Genomic DNA, 17,641 nt, shown 5'->3' on the forward strand with positions numbered 1-17,641 from the left:
TATAGCAGAAGTCAGGAGACAGGAGACAGGAGACAGAATTGAAACCTTTATCATCAAAGGATTTGACAGAAAAACAGTGTCCTAATCAACTCTTTCTCTGCTATATCTCCAAAATAAGCCACGTGATGATAGCAACGATATCATTTTCAATTCTTCTTTTTAAATTTTTATTAGCCCAACACCATTAACCCCGAATTTGTTCTAAAACACCCGACTGTTTTAACTCCGTTAATCGGCGATTTCCCGTACAAAAAAGAACGGTTGAAATTTCAGCCTTGAGAATATCAACTAATGTATAAACAGCATTTTCTGACTCGGCTGCGGCTTGCAAAAACGGCCAAGCTAACCCGGCTAAATCGGCCCCTAATGCGATCGCTTTTGCTACCTCTAAACCGTTACGAAGTCCTCCCGAAGCAATGAGCGGAATATTAGCAGAAATCTTTCGCACACCAACAATACAGTCTGCTGTGGGTAAACCCCAATCGGCAAAGGTTTCTCCCAAGCGCCTTTGACGGGGGTCTGTGGCTCGTTCTCCCTCGATTTTTGCCCAAGAAGTTCCCCCCGCTCCCGCCACATCAATCGCGGTTATACCCGCTTCTAGCAGCCTTGTCGCCATCTTCGCTGAAATCCCATTTCCGACTTCTTTTGCAATCACCGGAACGGGTAAAATTTTACAAAGTGTTTCGATTTTGTCAAGCAGTCCGTGAAAGTTTGTATCGCCTTCAGTTTGGATACATTCTTGTAGGGGATTTAGATGTAAAATTAGGGCGTTGGCTTCAAGAGTATCGACCACCCGTTGACATTGTTCTAATCCATAATTATAGTTAAGTTGAACCGCACCTAAATTCGCAAATAATAGAATATCTGGTGCCAGACTTCGCACAGCAAACGTATCCGCAACTTGGGGATTTTCGACCGCGACTCGTTGAGAACCGACACCCATTGCGATTTTGAAATATTGGGCGACTTCGGCGAGGCGATAGTTAATCATTTTTGCTTGGGCGGTTCCTCCTGTCATTGAGGAGATCAGCAGTGGTGCCTCTAGTTTTTTACCCAAAAAAGAAGTCGTCAGATCAATTTCATTGCGGTTCAACTCGGGTAGACAACAGTGAGTAAAACGATAGCGATCCAGTCCATTGGTTTGTTGTCGAAATTGTACATCCTCATCCAAACAAATTCTCAAGTGATCGGCTTTGCGACTCTGAGTTTGGTCGTTTGTGTCAGGGGGATCGGAAATTTCAGACAGAGGGGTTGTTTGTGGAGACATTCTGGGAGTTATACACCAAACGAAACAGGGTTTCTATAGTTTACAGTTTACAGTGACCAGTAACCAGTGAACAGTGTTTTAGTGATCAGTTATCAGTGCGTTCCCGTAGCGTGCCTAAAGTTCATCTTGCTGCTAACTGGTAACTGGTAACTGATAACTGTAAACTGTCAAGGGCTGATCAGTTCAACTCGATCTTGTCCGTCTATTTCTTCTAGGTAAACTTTAACAATTTCTTCCCTAGCGGTGGGGAGTTCTTTTCCTACAAAATTGGGATGAATGGGAAGTTGACGATGACCGCGATCGACTAAAACGCTGAGTGTGATGATTTCTGGACGCCCGTACTCGTTAACAGCGTTTAAGGCGGCTCGAATGGTACGTCCACTATAAATCACATCATCGACTAATACCACAAATTTACCCGTTAAATCAAAGGGAATTTGAGTTTTAGCGGGAGTTCGCATCCCAACTTTATCTAAATCATCTCGATAAAAGGTAATATCAAGAGCGCCAACGGGAATGGTGATTTGTTCGAGAATTTCGATTTGATGGGTGAGTCTTTGAGCTAAAGGTACGCCGCGTGTGTGAATTCCCAGTAAGACTAGACGAGAAAGATCGCCTGCTCTTTCAACAATTTCTGAGGCTAAACGATTAACAGTGCGTCGGAGTTCTTCAGAGGAGAGGATTTCAACGATTTTACTCATGGGTTAGTGTTGTATGATCGGGGGTCAGTTGTCAAGGGTTGGGAGTGGATCTGGGAAAAATTGTTTGATCTTGGAGTCCTAAGAGCTTGACGGAGTTGTACTCTATTATTTGGGCGTTTGAGATGGACAAAAATGGCTTTTTGGATCGGTACATCAGCGATCGCGATCGCTAAGTGTTCCTAAAATCTATTGACAATTAAGCCGATCACCCCATACCCGAGAATGAATACCCCCAACTCTATCAGAAAAGTTTGGCGAGTCAGTTGCAGTGCTTGGTGAACAATTGCGGGAGTAATGGGGGAAATAAAGTCGCCTAAGAGGGGTTTGTGTTTGATGATGCCTTTATATTTATTTACACCTCCTAACTGCACATTTAAGGTAGCCGCGTAAGCACATTCACTCCATCCTGCATTCGGACTAGGGTCATAAATTGCATCTCGTTGACAGATTGTCCAAACGGATCTAGGTTTACCAGACACAATTGCGATTAAAAGGGTATTCAATCGGCAAGGCAACCATGTTAAGATATCTTCTAATTTTGCACTAAACCATCCGATATCGGTGTAGGGCGGTTCTTTATAACCCACCATTGAATCAAGGGTACTTGCAGCTTTATAGGCAAAGGCAAATGGTACACTCCCAATTCCGGGTATTGCCACACCAACTAAGGCATAGAATAGAGGCGCGATAACACCATCGGTCGAGTTTTCTGCTACAGTTTCTAAGACGGCTCGGAGAATTTCTGACTCTGATAAATCTGTAGTATCTCGACCCACATATAAACTTAACTGTTGACGGGCTTTGATCAGATCGCCATCATGTAGAGGGTGGAGAACATCTTCCGCCGCCTGACGTAAACTCCGAAGGGCAAAACAACTCGCTAACATGATACTTTGTACCCCAATGTCCAAAATTGGATGCAGGGGAAATTGAAGGGGGATCGATCTGATCGCTTGTAAAATTAACCAACTGGTAAATCCGCTACCAAAAATCAGCAAGATTGCCAGTAATATACCAAGAAGTTTTAGAGATTGAGGCGTTTGAAACCATTGGAAAGCTAGACGGGTATACTGCCCAATCGCCCATCCCATCACCTGTACCGGATGAAGCCACTCCCAAGGATCGCCAATCAAATAGTCAAGCATTGCCGCGATCGCCAGAACCAGAATCACACTTGAGTCTGTCATTTGTTGCAGAGATGAAAAAAGGAGAGTTCGTTAAAAATTCTAAATTATTGAGGCTTAAGACAGCTAAAGTGCTATACGACAAAACTCGTTTCTTCACCTTGAGCCGCTTGCCAACTGCGAGCATCATAATAGAGATCTTCAAGGGAAATGCTGTAGAGCGCTTCTTTAAGCTTTTGATGCAATCGATTCCATAAGGTAAACGTTACCCAGTCTTCAGCAAGTTCTGCATTCGGTTGATGGCGAGGTAAAGGTTCAATACTTTCTCCAACCGCTTCTAAAATTTGCCCCAAAGAAATTTCAGCAGGCGATCGCGATAATTGATAACCGCCTTGTGATCCTCGAACAGATTCGACTAAACCCGCTCGTCGCATCTCGATTAATAGCTTTTCTAGATAGGGCGCTGGCAGTTTTTGTCGGTGAGCAATTGCATTGACTGAAGTCGGACCAAACTCTTGTTGTAAGCTTAAGTCCAATAATGCCTTTACGCTATAGTGTCCGCGAGTGGTTAACTTCATCCTGAACTCAAAAAATCGGCAACTTCAGCATTCAGTTTAGCCCAAGAATGAAAATACAGACGAGTTGTACCAATGTCAGCTTACCCGATACAATAACTGCCGATCAAATCCTAGAGCATCAGTTGGGAGTTCTCCTACAGAGTCACTTTATATATACAGCTTGATCAAACGCTTGATCGGGTGTATTCTATTAAACTCCGATTTTCCTTTCACTTAGTCACTCTAACAGTGATCGCACAACGCGCTGTGAGACTGTTGCAGATGGCTAAGGGTTCAAGCCGACTGCTTAAAAGAGATTACATCTAGTAAAAAAAATGAAATAGTGGTGAATAATTTGCTCAATTCGTGTAATATAGTTTGAAAAGCACATATTTAGCTAATGCTTTTGGGCAACTCAATTGTCAGCCCAAAGAAAAGCCCCAACCTTATTGTCGAATGTCGAAGGAAACAATTAATGGCTAAACAACAGAAAAAATCTGACGTTCAACCTCAACCGCTGCTCGGTGAAGCTTTACTCCGGAAAGTCAAAGATCTCGAACATCTCAACAAAGAAGAGAAAGCCAGAGAATGCGGTTACTACACCCTGACCAAAAATGGTGTTGAACGAGTCAATATGATGAAATTCCTGAATGCTCTGATCGATGCAGAAGGGATTGAGTTAGATGGTAAGCAACTCGGTAATGGACGTGGCGGACGTTCTGCAAGCTATCGAATTAGTGTGCAGTCTAATGGAAATTTATTAATTGGTGCAGCCTACACCAAACAAATGGATTTGCAACCGGGTGATGAATTTGAAATTTCTTTAGGACGTAAACATATTCATCTCAGACAAGTCGAAGCTGGAGAAGAAGCCGAAGCGTCATAAGCAAACAATCTCGTCTTCGAGTTGCTCCCTAAAGTGGATGAAATTCAATCAATCCGTTAGGTAAACCAGAACGCCGATCATAATTTTGGCTGGTGTTGACCGAGAATTTGTCATAGCCAGCCGGAGATATTAATGAATGGGACTGATGGTTTTGAGTGACTCAACAAGAAAAACCGTTACCGACAGCTTCAGCTTGAAAATTATGGAACCGGGACGGAGTGCAATAACTGCTCGATAATCGTTTTTGCCCGTCTTCCGCCCACAGGAATAATCCGATGAGCCAGCACATAAGGCGCCAGAAACTTAACATCATCGGGTAAAGCATAGTCCCGTCCATAGAGAAAGGCTAAAGCTTGAGTTGCGCGATGTAAAGCGATCGCCCCGCGAGGACTGACACCCAGGGCAATTTCCTGATGATCTCGCGTGGTTCTGACTAAATTCAAAATATATTGCTGAACAGAAGTTTCCACCTGAACTCGGCTACAAAGCTGTTGAAGTTCTAAGATATCAGCCGGAGTCAAACAAGCTTCTAACGCCTCAACCGTGACGCTACGGGTAAGCTTCTGAAGCATTTGCAATTCTTCCGACTCAGAGGGGTATCCCAAAGTAAGAGACAACGTAAACCGATCCATTTGCGCTTCAGGAAGCGGAAACGTCCCCTGATATTCAATCGGGTTCTGCGTCGCAATCACAAAAAAAGGTTGAGGAACCCGACGAGAAACCCGATCAACCGTCACCTGTTGTTCCTCCATCACCTCCAACAACGCCGACTGAGTACGAGGGGTAGCGCGGTTAATTTCATCGGTTAACAAAATGTTTGTAAAAACAGGCCCCGGTAAGAATTCAAACTCACCTGTACGCGGGTTCCAAATATTCGTTCCTGTGATATCAGTCGGTAACAAATCCGGTGTACATTGAATCCGTTGAAATTCTCCCGCTATCGAACGTGCAATTGACTTAGCCAGTAGAGTTTTACCCACACCCGGAACATCTTCGAGTAAAGCATGACCCCCGGAAAGTAAAGCAACAAGCGTCAGGCGAATTGCATCTACTTTTCCGACAATTGTTCGGCTGAGATTTTGTTTGAGCCGTTCAATTCTTTCTCTCATTCTATGTATTACTGATATAAGTTGTTAGCTTTTAGTGGTCTTTAGGTGATCATCCTCAGTTCAGCTCAGAAAATCTAAGCACTGATCCACCAATCAGTTACCCGTTCTTCAGATCACTATTCCCTAAAAAGCAGTTTACTGTTCACTGTTTAACACTTTTTCTGCTCTAACACAATCTTCGGCAATTTGTGCTTTAAGTTCATCGAGAGAAGCAAATTTTTGTTCGGGTCGTAAGAATTCTTTTAAGCAAACCTTCAGGGTTTGACCATACAAATCCCCCGACCAACCTAACAAATGAACTTCAACAGTTGGCTTCTCACCTTCTACTGTCGGACGACAGCCAATATTCATCACCGCAGGATTTGTCTCTAAATTCGACGGTTCACCAGGACTAGAAACCTCTACCGCATAAACCCCATAGTTCGGTAGAAATTTTTCAGCAGGTAACTGTAAATTAGCAGTGGGAAATCCTAAGGTTCGACCTAACTGTTGACCTTGAACAACTTGACCGACTAAGGTATAATAACGGCCAAGCAATTGATAAGCGCGTTGAAGATTTCCGACTTCTAAAGCTTGACGAATCATCGAACTACTAATTCGTTCCCCTTGTTCACAGGGATAGCGATCGACAATAATCACATCTACGCCGTTAGCAGCGCCAATGAGTTGTAAATCTCTAGCCGTTCCCGTGCGACCTTTTCCGAAGCGAAAATCAAAGCCAATTGCCACATGAGTCGCTTGTAAATGCTTGATCAAAATTTCTTCGACAAATTCATGCGGACTCAAACTTGCAAGTTGCTGATCAAAAGCCAGCAAAACCATTTGTTCAACGCCCATCCCTTGCAGATATTCTATCTTTTCATCAATCGGAGTCAGCAGCTTTTTAGATTGACCTGTAAAAAATTCTTGAGGATGAGGATGAAAAGTAACAACCGTTGCGTAATGTTGCTGAGTTTCACGAGTATCAGAATCTAGAAAATTTTCCTCGGGAGTCAGCGATAAACCAGAGCGCTGCTGATGAAACAGACTCGGCGGTTGCCAAAGGGAATCTGCTTGAGTGAGTAAGATTTCTGGCTGTTGGGGAGTTGAGAGCGGAGAACTCGCGGACTCAAACAGCTTCAAGATAGGCTGAATAACCTGTCGATGCCCTCGATGTATGCCGTCAAAGTTTCCCAGGGCAACGGCAGTAGGAGTTAGAACAGTGTTTAACGATGAAGTAATCCACACGCTTTATATTTTGACATAAACTTACAGATTTTGACACTCCCACGTCGTAAACGACGGGGATTCTTCATTCTACGACTCAACTTGCTGAGGCAGGATTTCTCCTATCACAGTAGAGGTAAAATCTCCTGAAGCGTGAGGATCTAAGATCCAAGTTCCGCTATGCCCTAGCGTACTTAAGGCAGAATTCAGTATATTAATTGCGGCGTTATGATCCCTGTCTAACTCGCACCCACACTGACAAATATGAGTTCGAGTTGATAGAGATTTTTTAACAATCGCACCACAATTAGAGCAGGTTTGGGAGGTATAAGCCGGGTTAACAGCAACCGTTACCCGACCGAACTTGCTTCCAAAATACTCTAACCATTTTCTGAATTGATACCAACCCGCATCATTAATTGACTTGGCAAGACAATGATTTTTAACTAAGTTCTTAATCCTCAAATCTTCGTATGCTACCAAATCGTTTGATTGGATTACGCAACGCGCCAGTCTTTTGGCGTGTTCTACACGTTGCCTACTTATTTTGAGGTGTGCTTTGCCCAGTCGTTTAATGGCTTTTAATCGGTTAGCACTGCCAATATTTTTTCGAGAAACACGTCTTTGATAAAGCTTTAATTGCTTTTCGTTTTTTCTGTAGAAACGAGGGTTTAACTCAGTATTGCCATTACTATCGGTGTAGAACTCTTTTAACCCTACATCTAACCCAATTGTTTTCCCTGTCGGTTGTATTTTTATTTTCACATCGACTTGGATACAAAATTGAATGTAATAGCCGTCAGCTTTTCTAACCAACCTCACTCGTTTAATTTGTTCAGCCGGATAGAATGCCAAGTCCCAAGTCCCAATAAGCTTGAGTTTTCCAATCCCTTTTTTATCAATAAACTCGATATGTTTGGGATCTAAAAGTCTCCATCCGCTCTGTTTGTATTCAGCAGAACGACTATTCTTCTTGAACTTTGGATAGCTTTTCCTGCCCGGAATATTCTTTTTACAGTTATCGAAGAACCTGGCAATAGCTGACCAACACCGTTCTACAGACGCCTGACAAGCGTGTGAATTCAAGTCCCTGACAAAAGGGTACATAGCTCGGAGTTCGGTGTTATATCGATACAACTCTTTTCTTCCGAGTCCGCGATTATCCATCCAATACCGCAAGCAAGAATTCCGAACAAACTGAGATGTTTGGATGGCTTCATCGATTGCTTTATATTGATACGCTTTTCCTTTTGCTTTGAATTCGTAGACGATCATTTACGCTAGCTTGTTTGGCGTATAATATTATCATACCACATAGATGCTATATGCAGAAAGTAAGTTAACCGTCGTAAACGACGGGGCTTGCATCCCGCTTTTTTTCGGTCATCAAAAATCGAGAGAGCATTTTTTAGCTATCTTCGTCAGGAGAGATTAACTGAATTGAAAGTCCTTCTCTGGCCATTAAACTATTGGGGAAACGTTGAGCGACTTGTTCTCCAACTTGATCGAGAAAATCATCATTATGGAGCGGATCATGGTGAAAAATCACCAACCGTTTGACATTCGCTGCTTTTGCCACTTTAACCGCTTCCTGCCAAGTCGAATGACCCCACCCGACTTTACTGGTTTTTTCAGAATAATACTCCTCATCGGTGTAGGTAGCATCATAGATTAAAACATCAGCATTGCGAGCCAAAAACAACACATTTTCATCTAAACCTTCCGGAAAATGTTCTGTATCGGTGACATAGGCGGCTGCATAACCATACCAATTCACGCGATAACCGACAGCTTCACCCGGATGATTCAGCAGAGCCGTTTCAATTTTAATACCATCTCCAATTTCTAGAGTTTGACCGATGGTAACATCAAAAAACTTGAGAGTCGATCCCATCGTTTGTAAGGGAACCGGAAAATTGGGGTGAAGCATCTGATCATTGAGTCGCTGCTGCACCGTTGAACCATTGGGTGCAACCGCCCCATAAATATGAAACGTATTTTTGGGAATAAAAGCAGGAGTAAAGAACGGAAAACCTTGAATATGATCCCAATGGGCATGGGTAAAGAAGAGATGGGCAGCCACAGGCATCTGAGACATCAGAGATTGTCCGAGAACCCGCAAACCCGTTCCCCCATCAAAAATCAAGCGTTCTGTTCCGACACGCATTTCGACGCAGGAGGTATTACCGCCATAGCGTACCGTTTCCGCCCCTGGACAGGCAACACTTCCTCTAACGCCCCAAAAGTGAATCGTAAACTGATTGTGCGGACTAGACATAGGATCGAATGGAAGATGAATGATCAGCGATGATCGCACTCAGGTATTGCTCCGGGTTCTGATTTCGGTCAAAGACCTCTGAGAACCCCTCTCGATCAGTGAAAATTTGAGCAACTGCGGCGAATTTGTATTGACACCTCAGTTGTGCAGCGAAGTACCATAGACTTATCTTAATGCCAATCTATCTTAAACTATCTAAATCTCCAAACGGTAAGACTAGATACCCAAAGCGAATCACCCCTGTTTGTGGCGATTGGGAGTGGGGTGTAACGACAAAATGATCTTATATTTTGATTTTCCCTATAGATTCATCTCAAAAACCCCTGGACGGCTCAGTTGTTTAACTCTTAAAAATCAACTTTGAAGCGATCTACAATCAGTTGACCATCAAACGTATAAAAAGTAACTTTATGAATATTTTCCGCTTCTACGCTGAGTTCTTCACTCGGTAAAATGATCGCTAAAGAGCGACTCGATTGCTTCGCGGTCATCTCTGTACGGTCAATTTCCTCAGCTTGCCCATTATAAGCCGATAAAATCGTTCGGCGAGAACTGGTTACTAAAGCTTCCACTCGACGAACGGGATGCTGAAAGTGAACTTCTAGCCAGCCACTTCTGGGCGCTCCCATTAAAACTGTTTGATTGGGCTGAACTCCAAAAGCGGGGTTAGAGGGTTGTAGCGCAATCGCATTCACAAAAGTTATACCCCAGGAACTAAACTGCCGCTCAACTAATTCAAAACATTGTAACTGTTCCAAAGCTAGACGAATACGCTGGGGAGATTGAATCGGTAGTTTTCCTGAAAGTTCCTTTTCGGTTTGAGGATGGACAATCAGTTCTTCAGGACTATTCCATTCCATCTCCCCATTTAATACATCACAGACATAGACACAATCTGAAAAGGGTCTGCACTCTTGTTCCATAACTGTTTTCATTGGGAGATGTCCTTTTGTGGAAGTTCTAGGGGTTTGCCAGGTGCTTTCAAGCACAGGGTTTTGATTGAGAGGGATCATTCCTGGATTTATAAGGATTCAGACTTGAGCTTGCCTCCTCAGTAAATAATTAGGATTTATACCCGAGAGGTTATGCACCCTTAAGGGGTTATACCCCTCATCTTATAAACAAAGTATACCAATCTCAGGGGGTGATAGGGCAATGAGGGAGTTATGAAGATGGGGAGATTGGTGACGGGTTTGGGTGGCTTGATGAATTTCCCCTACAAGACTGATGCCGGAGTGACTGATTGGCTACCTGAGACAGAGGAAAAATCGAGAGAGCATTTCTTATGCTTTATTAAATCCGCCGAGAAGACTGCGCCGGCTTGTCCCCGCAGATGAAAGGCGGGGCAATTGGAGGCACGGAAATTGCCAAGTCAATCCCGTTGCTTTTGAGTTTCAATATACTTCTTTACAACCTCTTCCGATATATGACCAACACTAAATAGAGCCTTGCTCGGACTCCACAGCCCCGACCCCCAGAACTTGCGCTTCTTGAGGTCGGGGAATTTTGTAAAGATGTAAACTGCTGAGATGGACTTCAGCGTTTTGACTATCTCACCTGGAGCTGTCATGTGATCTGCCTGCACGAACAGGTGGCAGTGGTCGGGCATCACCTCACAACTATGCAATTCCCACTTGTAGTTCTTGCACGTCTCTGCAAATATGCGCTTGAGTTCAACCTCTATTACTCCTTCAAGCACTTGATGTCTGTATTTGGGGCAGAAGATCAAGTGGTAGCCGAGTGCGTGTACTGCGTGAGAGGACTTCCGTATTTGCATATTGACAATATATATAAAAGCTGTGCTACACGGGAGGAAGTCCGGTAGGCTGGTAGCCCCTTGAATTTATTCAGGGGCGGAAAGACGACACGAGCCACTTTAGTTGCTGTAAGATAGTAAAGAAACGACAAGTAAAACTGTACCAACTGCGCGTTGAAGTTTTCCTAGTACGGAGAAACCCCGGCAATCCGAAAGCGTAATATTGCATTATGGCTCCGAGATACAGCAACGGCAGGAAACTGAGCGTACCGAATTGGCTCTGTGTTGGAAGTTAAGAAAGTCTTCAAGCTAAAAAAGTAAACTATCCAACTTGTTTGGTGTGTTAGAGGCGATTTGACTTGGCCTATGAGTCTGACAATTTTCGGCGTCAGAAGTTCAGAAATACCCTACGGGGATTCCCCCGAATTAATTCGGGGGAGTAGTCAAAGGAACCCTCCTACTAAATCAACCCGGTTCAGGAAAAAATTTGAAAAGTTGCTTGACAAACTGAGTTTTTTGTGGAATCCTAGAAAGAGTCAAGCAATATTGCGGGTGTAGCTCAGTGGTAGAGCGCAACCTTGCCAAGGTTGATGTCGTGGGTTCGAATCCCATCACCCGCTTACTAAAAGAATATAAAGCTTAAAAAAGCAGCAAATAGGCTATAGGATTGCTGTTATCATCGGAAATAAGGAGTGCAAGGGAATAAAATTCTCTTGTATGATATTTAATCAACTCTCAACTTCTGTCGAGTCAATACTGATGTCAGGGAGACAGTCTAGCGTTTCAACTCTAGGGAAAAATCCATGAAAATCTAAAAACTTACGAAATTGACAAGACTGAGTTGGTCAGTATGATTCATTAAGTCTGTATTTAAAATCCGTAATTCTTAAACGCTTTATCTGATAACTGCTTGTGCCATCTCAGAAAGCCCAGAAAATCGAGTTAAACGGTGATTACCCTTGCCCCTGTCGGCGGAAGGGTCACTTAGTTCCGATCACGCTGACAGAAGCCTTTGGCTGCGATCGCTGTCAGCAAATTTTTGTTGTAGATGAGAGCGGTTACTCTCTAGAACAACTCTCAACCCACTATCCTTATAAACAAGCATGGCATTGGACAGGTCATCAGTGGCATCGAGCCAGTCCGGGTTTTCGGACTCATTACTTACCCCTAGCTTTAGGAATGCTCTTAGTGCCATTGGTAATTTGGCTACCTTTGGCATTGTATTCACCGGGACCCAATATTATACTTTGGGCAATGGTTGCGGTAATGTTGGCAATGTTGCCAGCATTGATGGTCTGGCTTGCTTACAGACGGTGAGCGAAGATGATAATTGATGATTTTAGTGCTTCACCCCCGCCGACGAACCCTATTCGTCGTGCCTATACAGCGAGTATACAACTAGCAAAGACGAAAGGAGAACATCGTAGCCGTACCTTACGGGCTATGGCTGAAGCCATTAGAAAAAGGCAAAACGATATTTTAGAAGCAAACACCCTAGACTTAGAAGCCAGTCGAGAACTGGGTATTTCAGAATGTGTGAGTGAGTGGTTAAAGCTGACTCCTGAAAGGCTAGAAACAACGGTACAAATCTTGAAACGGTTGGGAGAACTTCCTGATCCCATCGGACGAGTCATCGGAGTTTCCTATCAACTCGAACAGGGTCAGACCTACTATCAACTGATTCCGATTGGGGTGGTGGGGTTAGTGTATGAAGCCTTTCCCGAATTGGGTGCAATCGCGGCAGGACTGTGCATGAAAACGGCTAATAGTTTAATTTTACTCGGTGGCAGTGAAGCGAACTATTCCAACCAAGTGATCACTCAAGCTTTACAGTCGGCGATCGAAGAAGAAGGTATGCCTATAGGCTGTTTAGAAGCCTTTCCCGCCGAACAGGAAGCCAGCATTCAAGACTTAGTGACTCAAGACCAATATATTAATCTGATCATTCCCTATGGTCGGCCCCATTTGGTGCAGCAAGTGGTCAATCAATCGACTGTTCCTGTTTTGCGTTCGGCGATGGGGAACTGCTATCTGTATTGGTCAGCAACGGCCAACGTGGAAATGGCGCGATGGATGATCTTGGATAGCCATCAAAGCAAACCTGACCCCGTTAATGCGATCGAGAAAGTATTAATCGATCCCAACCAGAAGGGTTCATCCTTAGTCAGACTTTGGAACAATCTGCGTGAAGAAGGATTTGAACTCAAAGGAGACGAACTCCTCGTCCAACAATTTCCCGAGCTAACCCTGGCTGAACCCTCAGAATGGTCACAACCCTACCTCAATAAAACCATCGCTTTTAAAGGAGTAGACAGTCTAGAAGAAGCGATCGCCTGGATGAACGAATATAGTAGTGGTCATAGCAACTGCTTGGCAACCGAATCCTATAGCGAGAGCCGTCAATTTGCCTTAGATGTCAACAGTGCCTTAACCTTTATCAATGCTTCTCCGCGATTCTCACGCCATCACAATCGAGGGGATGCGATCTTTTTAGGAATGTCCAATCAGGTGGGATATCGGCGCGGATTAATTGGCTTAGAAAGCCTAACAACCGTCAAATATATCGTCCAGGGAAATCCCAACTTTTAGCTAAAAAAACCCCAAGGGAGAGGGGAAAAAATAACGATTCATGTTGTTCATTCAAGATTCAACTGTCCCCAGCTCCCAGTCTTAGCGAATAGTGTACTCAGCCTTACTTCGTCGTTGGGACTAATTTAACTTTTTTGGCTAAACCCAACGCTTGTAAAAGTTGAATCGTCATCCAGGTCTGATCAATTTCCCACCATTGCAAACCATGACGAGCAGAATACTGGTAAGCGTGATGGTTATTGTGCCAACCTTCACCATAAGTCAGGACAGCCACCCACCAACAGTTGGTAGAAGCATCATCACAATCAAACGTGCGGTATCCAAACTTGTGGGTTGCACTGTTAACAAACCAAGTGCAGTGGAACACGGCGACAATCCGCACAAACACTCCCCAAACCACAAAAGGCCAGCCGCCCAAGAGGAAAAGCAGACCCCCTAAAGCAAACTGAACGAGAATGAAATAGTCTTGACAAAATTGATAAACCGGATCTTTGCCGATATCCTGAGTTAAGCGATCAATGTCAGCTTTTGGCGGACGAGCGTACAGCATCCAACCCATGTGACTCCACCAAAAACCCTTGTTAGAGTCATGGGGATCTAACTCATGGTCAGAGTAAAGGTGATGCATCCGGTGTGAACCCACCCAATCAATCACTCCACCCTCACAGGCTAAAGTGCCACAGAACACGAGAAAATATTCAAGCCACTTCGGCGTTTCAAAACTGCGATGAGTCACAAGGCGATGAAAACCTAGAGTAATTCCCAAGCCCCCTGTTACCCAGTGTAAAAAGACTGCAATTCCAACCGCAGCCCAACTAAAATTACTCGGAAGTAATGCAAAAAGTGCGCCGACGTGGAGAATTACCATAAAGATGATAACTTTCCATTCGGGATTAAGTTTTTTTGAAGTTGCAATCGTCATGAAAATCTGAGCTTTCTTTACGAGTCTGTCCTATTTGCGTCATAATAAGCACCACTCACGCGGTTAGGCGAGTTCGGTGATGAGCAGTAGCATTTTACAACTAGATGAAGCAAAGCAGGCACTATTTACGATCTTTTCCGGAATCGATGGTCAGGTCAAGCAAAATCTAAAACGAGTTTTAGATGCTTTTCGACAACATCGGGTCGGAACCCACCATTTTGCAGGAGTTACAGGCTATGGCCATGATGACTTGGGCCGTCAAACGCTTGATCGAGTGTTTGCGGAAATCATGGGAGCCGAAGCTGCTGCTGTCCGAGTCCAGTTTGTCTCTGGGACTCATGCGATCGCCTGTGCTTTGTTCGGTGTTTTGCGTCCAGGGGACGAAATGCTAGCTGTTGCTGGCGCTCCCTATGACACTCTAGAAGAAGTCATTGGTTTACGAGGCAAAAGTCAAGGTTCACTTCTTGAGTATGGCATTTCTTACCGTCAAATAGATCTGCAATTAGATAGAAAAATAGATTGGGAAAGTTTAAAAGTTGGTATTACCTCTAAAACACGCTTAGTCCTAATTCAGCGCTCTTGCGGCTATTCCTGGCGTTCCAGCTTATCTATTGCTGAAATTGAGAAAATTGTCCAGATCGTCAAACAGCAAAATCCCGACACGGTTTGTTTTGTCGATAACTGTTATGGGGAATTTATTGAAACCCAAGAACCCACTGCGGTGGGCGCTGATTTAATTGCGGGTTCGTTAATTAAAAATCCAGGTGGGACTATCGCGCCTGCGGGGGGATATATTGCGGGACGGGCTGAGTTAGTGGAAGCGGCGGCTTGTCGGTTAACAGCTCCCGGAATTGGCAGTCATGGCGGTGCAACGTTTGATCAAAATCGCTTGTTATTTCAAGGCCTATTTTTGGCCCCGCAAATGGTGGGAGAAGCGATGAAAGGAAACCATTTACTCGCCTATGTTTTTGACAAGTTAGGTTATCGGGTTAACCCTTTACCTTTAGAACCCCGTCGGGATGTTATTCAAGCGATTGAGTTGGGTTCACCCCAAAAATTAATCGCCTTCTGTCGGGCTTTACAGAAGTATTCTCCGGTCGGTTCCTACCTCGACCCCGTTCCTGCGGAAATGCCGGGGTATGAGAGCCAATTAGTTATGGCTGGTGGTACGTTTATTGATGGTAGCACTTCAGAATTATCGGCTGATGGGCCGTTAAGAGAACCTTATATTGTGTTTTGTCAAGGGGGTACCCATTGGACTCATCTTGAAATTGCCTTAGAAGCCGCCATAGAAGCCGTTGGGTTTGCCAATGATTCTTAACAGAATTATGAATTATAAATTATAAATTATATATAGCACGCCAAAAACCCGGTTTCTTGAACAATACACATCGCCAATTTTCCGCGCACGGTAGAAGAAACCGGGTTTTTTAGTCTGGAGGTACCACGCCAAAAACCCGGTTTCTTGAACAATACACATCGCCAATTTTCCGCGCACGGTAGAAGAAACCGGGTTTTTTAGTCTGTACTGTACTTCATTCAACTCACAATGCAAAGTTTTTATTGCTTTCATGTACATCTTTGATTAACTACCTGAAATCTCAAATTTAACCTGAACTGCGCTGTACAGTATGCCTGCAAACTATATTCTTATCAATTTTGTTACAACAAATGTTGATTGATAGGAGCGTCATCTATAACGTTTTATGCTAGAATTAATGTTGGTTAACGAGAGACGGGTTGGCGCAGGAGACCTGGTGGATAAAAAAATTATCAGCGATGAATTTATAGAAACCTTGAAGGATGATAAATACGAAACACATCTTGATGAAATAAAAGATGCTTTATCAATCCTAGATGATGCTATTGAAAGCCTACAGTCTTGTATTCTAGATGAAGCTGCGACTCTACTCAAACAGAGGTGTTTTGAAAAAAGCACTATACTCTCTGAGAACACCCAAGCTTTGGATATAATTAGAAACCATATTCGAGAATATATTACCCAACTTGAAAACGAGGATGATTGGGATGATGAGAATAATAATGATTCGGAATTTGATTGGGAAAATGATGATCAATTCCTTGAACCCAGTCAACTCAACAACCCCCTAGAAATATCTAAGGTATTTACCTTAGATCAGTCCGTTGACGTTACTTACTTTAAACCTACATTATTTAGGTTCAAGCAGAATGAATATGAGGTTAACAGTTGGAGATATTTTTTACGAGATTTATGCTTTATATTGTACAAACTAGATAAAGAGATTATATTAAGCTTTCCAAATCGAAAAGAGTTTATTGGTCGCACAAGAAATTATTTTTCCAAAAAACAGTCAGATTTGACGTGCGCTGGTAAAATCAATACCAATCTTTATGTAGAATTAAATCTATCCGCGAAGGATGTACTAAAGTTAGTCAAAAAAATTCTGAAGGCATACAGAATAGAACCCCATCACGTTGAAGTAGAGGTTCGTCCTGTAAGGTCTATCTAGCACCCCATCAGCTAAATGCTCACATTTCAATTGTCTGATTGGGAAAAAATAAAGCGATCGCAAAAATGACAAGAATTGCGAGTGTGGGGGTTGAAATCCTGTCTCTATCGTGCTAAAGTAATAATGATTGCGATCGCTAATTCCAAGAATTTTGTGATCCTTTACCCACAAACAACATAAATCGCCCAAATTGCCATCGCCCTGAGATAATGACTCGCCCGAAAGGTTCCGGCTGCGGTAATAGCTTCAGGAGTGCGAAATTGTAAGCCATTTTCATAAATTTGTTTCACCACTACTTCGGCTAAATTAAACCCTTCCTCTTTCATTCCCATTTGAATTAAAAACGCCGCTAACCCAAAATTAATCCCCGTCCAAACTTCTAACGGATGAGTATCATTAGGGTTAACAGGTTCGCCATTTAGTCTAACGCCATTAGCAGCCCCTAATTGACCGTGATGGAAATTTTGAAAACAAGATTGATAAATCGTTTGTAAGGCTGAAATGGTTCGTTCTGGGGCAACAATATCTTCTAATCCTAACAGTTTAACATAAAATTGACCACAGAGTTGATCGGCCATCACAACATCGGAACCACTCTCACTATCAAGCTGATAATATTGACCATTCCAAAGCTTTTGATAGATCGGTTTTGCTTGTTTTAACCATGTTTTATAAGTTGAAATGGTTTCTGAAAGTGAGGGAAACAATGTAGAAAATTCAGTCTTTTCTAAACAGTTTCCGATTTCTATTGCTG

The 17,641-nt window shown here is 43.3% G+C and carries 17 protein-coding genes and 1 tRNA gene; 6 read left to right on the forward strand and 12 right to left on the reverse strand.

Going from position 1 to position 17,641, the window contains the following annotated elements:
• Positions 1-184: 184 nt before the first annotated feature.
• The 4 genes from fni to WN50_RS17645 form a co-directional block, all read right to left on the reverse strand.
• Positions 185-1,267: a type 2 isopentenyl-diphosphate Delta-isomerase gene (gene fni / locus WN50_RS17630; protein WP_046281558.1), complete on the reverse strand. Its 1,083-nt coding sequence runs from the start codon at positions 1,265-1,267 to the stop codon at positions 185-187.
• A 167-nt stretch (positions 1,268-1,434) separates the two neighbouring features.
• Positions 1,435-1,968 (reverse strand): bifunctional pyr operon transcriptional regulator/uracil phosphoribosyltransferase PyrR, encoded by a 534-nt coding sequence (pyrR, locus tag WN50_RS17635; protein WP_046281557.1) that lies wholly within the window; start codon positions 1,966-1,968, stop codon positions 1,435-1,437.
• A 179-nt stretch (positions 1,969-2,147) separates the two neighbouring features.
• On the reverse strand, positions 2,148-3,155 hold the full coding sequence (gene cbiB / locus WN50_RS17640; protein ID WP_046281556.1) for an adenosylcobinamide-phosphate synthase CbiB: 1,008 nt from the start codon (positions 3,153-3,155) through the stop codon (positions 2,148-2,150).
• 71 nt (positions 3,156-3,226) lie between these two features.
• Complete coding sequence (locus tag WN50_RS17645; RefSeq protein ID WP_046281555.1) at positions 3,227-3,670, reverse strand: Rrf2 family transcriptional regulator; 444 nt, start codon at positions 3,668-3,670, stop codon at positions 3,227-3,229.
• Between the two features lie 454 nt (positions 3,671-4,124).
• On the opposite strand from WN50_RS17645, the gene WN50_RS17650 reads away from it, so the two are divergent.
• Positions 4,125-4,535, forward strand: a complete 411-nt coding sequence (locus tag WN50_RS17650; protein ID WP_046281560.1) for an AbrB family transcriptional regulator — start codon at positions 4,125-4,127, stop codon at positions 4,533-4,535.
• 200 nt (positions 4,536-4,735) lie between these two features.
• Here the strand turns inward: WN50_RS17650 and WN50_RS17655 are convergent, their stop codons facing one another.
• The 6 genes from WN50_RS17655 to tnpA form a co-directional block, all read right to left on the reverse strand.
• A complete protein-coding gene (locus WN50_RS17655) occupies positions 4,736-5,644 on the reverse strand; it encodes an AAA family ATPase (protein WP_046281554.1) in 909 nt (302 codons plus the stop codon).
• A gap of 135 nt (positions 5,645-5,779) precedes the next feature.
• A complete protein-coding gene (locus tag WN50_RS17660) occupies positions 5,780-6,871 on the reverse strand; it encodes a bifunctional riboflavin kinase/FAD synthetase (RefSeq protein WP_046281553.1) in 1,092 nt (363 codons plus the stop codon).
• Between the two features lie 69 nt (positions 6,872-6,940).
• Positions 6,941-8,125 carry an RNA-guided endonuclease InsQ/TnpB family protein gene (locus tag WN50_RS17665; protein WP_046281552.1) on the reverse strand — a complete coding sequence of 395 codons (1,185 nt, stop codon included), beginning with the start codon at positions 8,123-8,125 and terminating at the stop codon, positions 6,941-6,943.
• A 133-nt stretch (positions 8,126-8,258) separates the two neighbouring features.
• The gene (locus tag WN50_RS17670) at positions 8,259-9,128 is read right to left on the reverse strand and encodes an MBL fold metallo-hydrolase (protein ID WP_046281551.1); all 870 of its coding nucleotides are present in this window, start codon (positions 9,126-9,128) and stop codon (positions 8,259-8,261) included.
• 347 nt (positions 9,129-9,475) lie between these two features.
• Complete coding sequence (locus WN50_RS17675; protein ID WP_152964856.1) at positions 9,476-10,063, reverse strand: hypothetical protein; 588 nt, start codon at positions 10,061-10,063, stop codon at positions 9,476-9,478.
• A 437-nt stretch (positions 10,064-10,500) separates the two neighbouring features.
• Entirely contained in the window at positions 10,501-10,905 is a 405-nt protein-coding gene (tnpA, locus tag WN50_RS17680) for an IS200/IS605 family transposase (RefSeq protein ID WP_046281550.1), read from the reverse strand.
• A gap of 527 nt (positions 10,906-11,432) precedes the next feature.
• Between tnpA and WN50_RS17685 the strand changes: the two genes are divergently transcribed.
• The 3 genes from WN50_RS17685 to WN50_RS17695 all read left to right on the forward strand — a co-directional run bounded on the left by WN50_RS17685 (position 11,433) and on the right by WN50_RS17695 (position 13,473).
• A tRNA-Gly gene (locus WN50_RS17685) sits at positions 11,433-11,504 on the forward strand.
• A 292-nt stretch (positions 11,505-11,796) separates the two neighbouring features.
• Positions 11,797-12,201 (forward strand): hypothetical protein, encoded by a 405-nt coding sequence (locus WN50_RS17690; RefSeq protein ID WP_046281385.1) that lies wholly within the window; start codon positions 11,797-11,799, stop codon positions 12,199-12,201.
• 6 nt (positions 12,202-12,207) lie between these two features.
• The gene (locus tag WN50_RS17695) at positions 12,208-13,473 is read left to right on the forward strand and encodes a glutamate-5-semialdehyde dehydrogenase (protein ID WP_046281384.1); all 1,266 of its coding nucleotides are present in this window, start codon (positions 12,208-12,210) and stop codon (positions 13,471-13,473) included.
• 103 nt (positions 13,474-13,576) lie between these two features.
• Here the strand turns inward: WN50_RS17695 and WN50_RS17700 are convergent, their stop codons facing one another.
• Entirely contained in the window at positions 13,577-14,395 is an 819-nt protein-coding gene (locus WN50_RS17700) for an acyl-CoA desaturase (RefSeq protein ID WP_046281383.1), read from the reverse strand.
• A gap of 79 nt (positions 14,396-14,474) precedes the next feature.
• On the opposite strand from WN50_RS17700, the gene WN50_RS17705 reads away from it, so the two are divergent.
• Both WN50_RS17705 and WN50_RS17715 read left to right on the forward strand, forming a co-directional pair.
• Positions 14,475-15,716 (forward strand): methionine gamma-lyase family protein, encoded by a 1,242-nt coding sequence (locus WN50_RS17705; protein WP_046281382.1) that lies wholly within the window; start codon positions 14,475-14,477, stop codon positions 15,714-15,716.
• A 385-nt stretch (positions 15,717-16,101) separates the two neighbouring features.
• Positions 16,102-16,887 (forward strand): hypothetical protein, encoded by a 786-nt coding sequence (locus WN50_RS17715; RefSeq protein ID WP_046281381.1) that lies wholly within the window; start codon positions 16,102-16,104, stop codon positions 16,885-16,887.
• A gap of 161 nt (positions 16,888-17,048) precedes the next feature.
• Here the strand turns inward: WN50_RS17715 and WN50_RS17720 are convergent.
• Positions 17,049-17,641: GH116 family glycosyl hydrolase (locus tag WN50_RS17720; protein WP_049558023.1), on the reverse strand; the 593-nt coding region annotated here is incomplete at its 5' end.

Source organism: Limnoraphis robusta CS-951, from assembly GCF_000972705.2.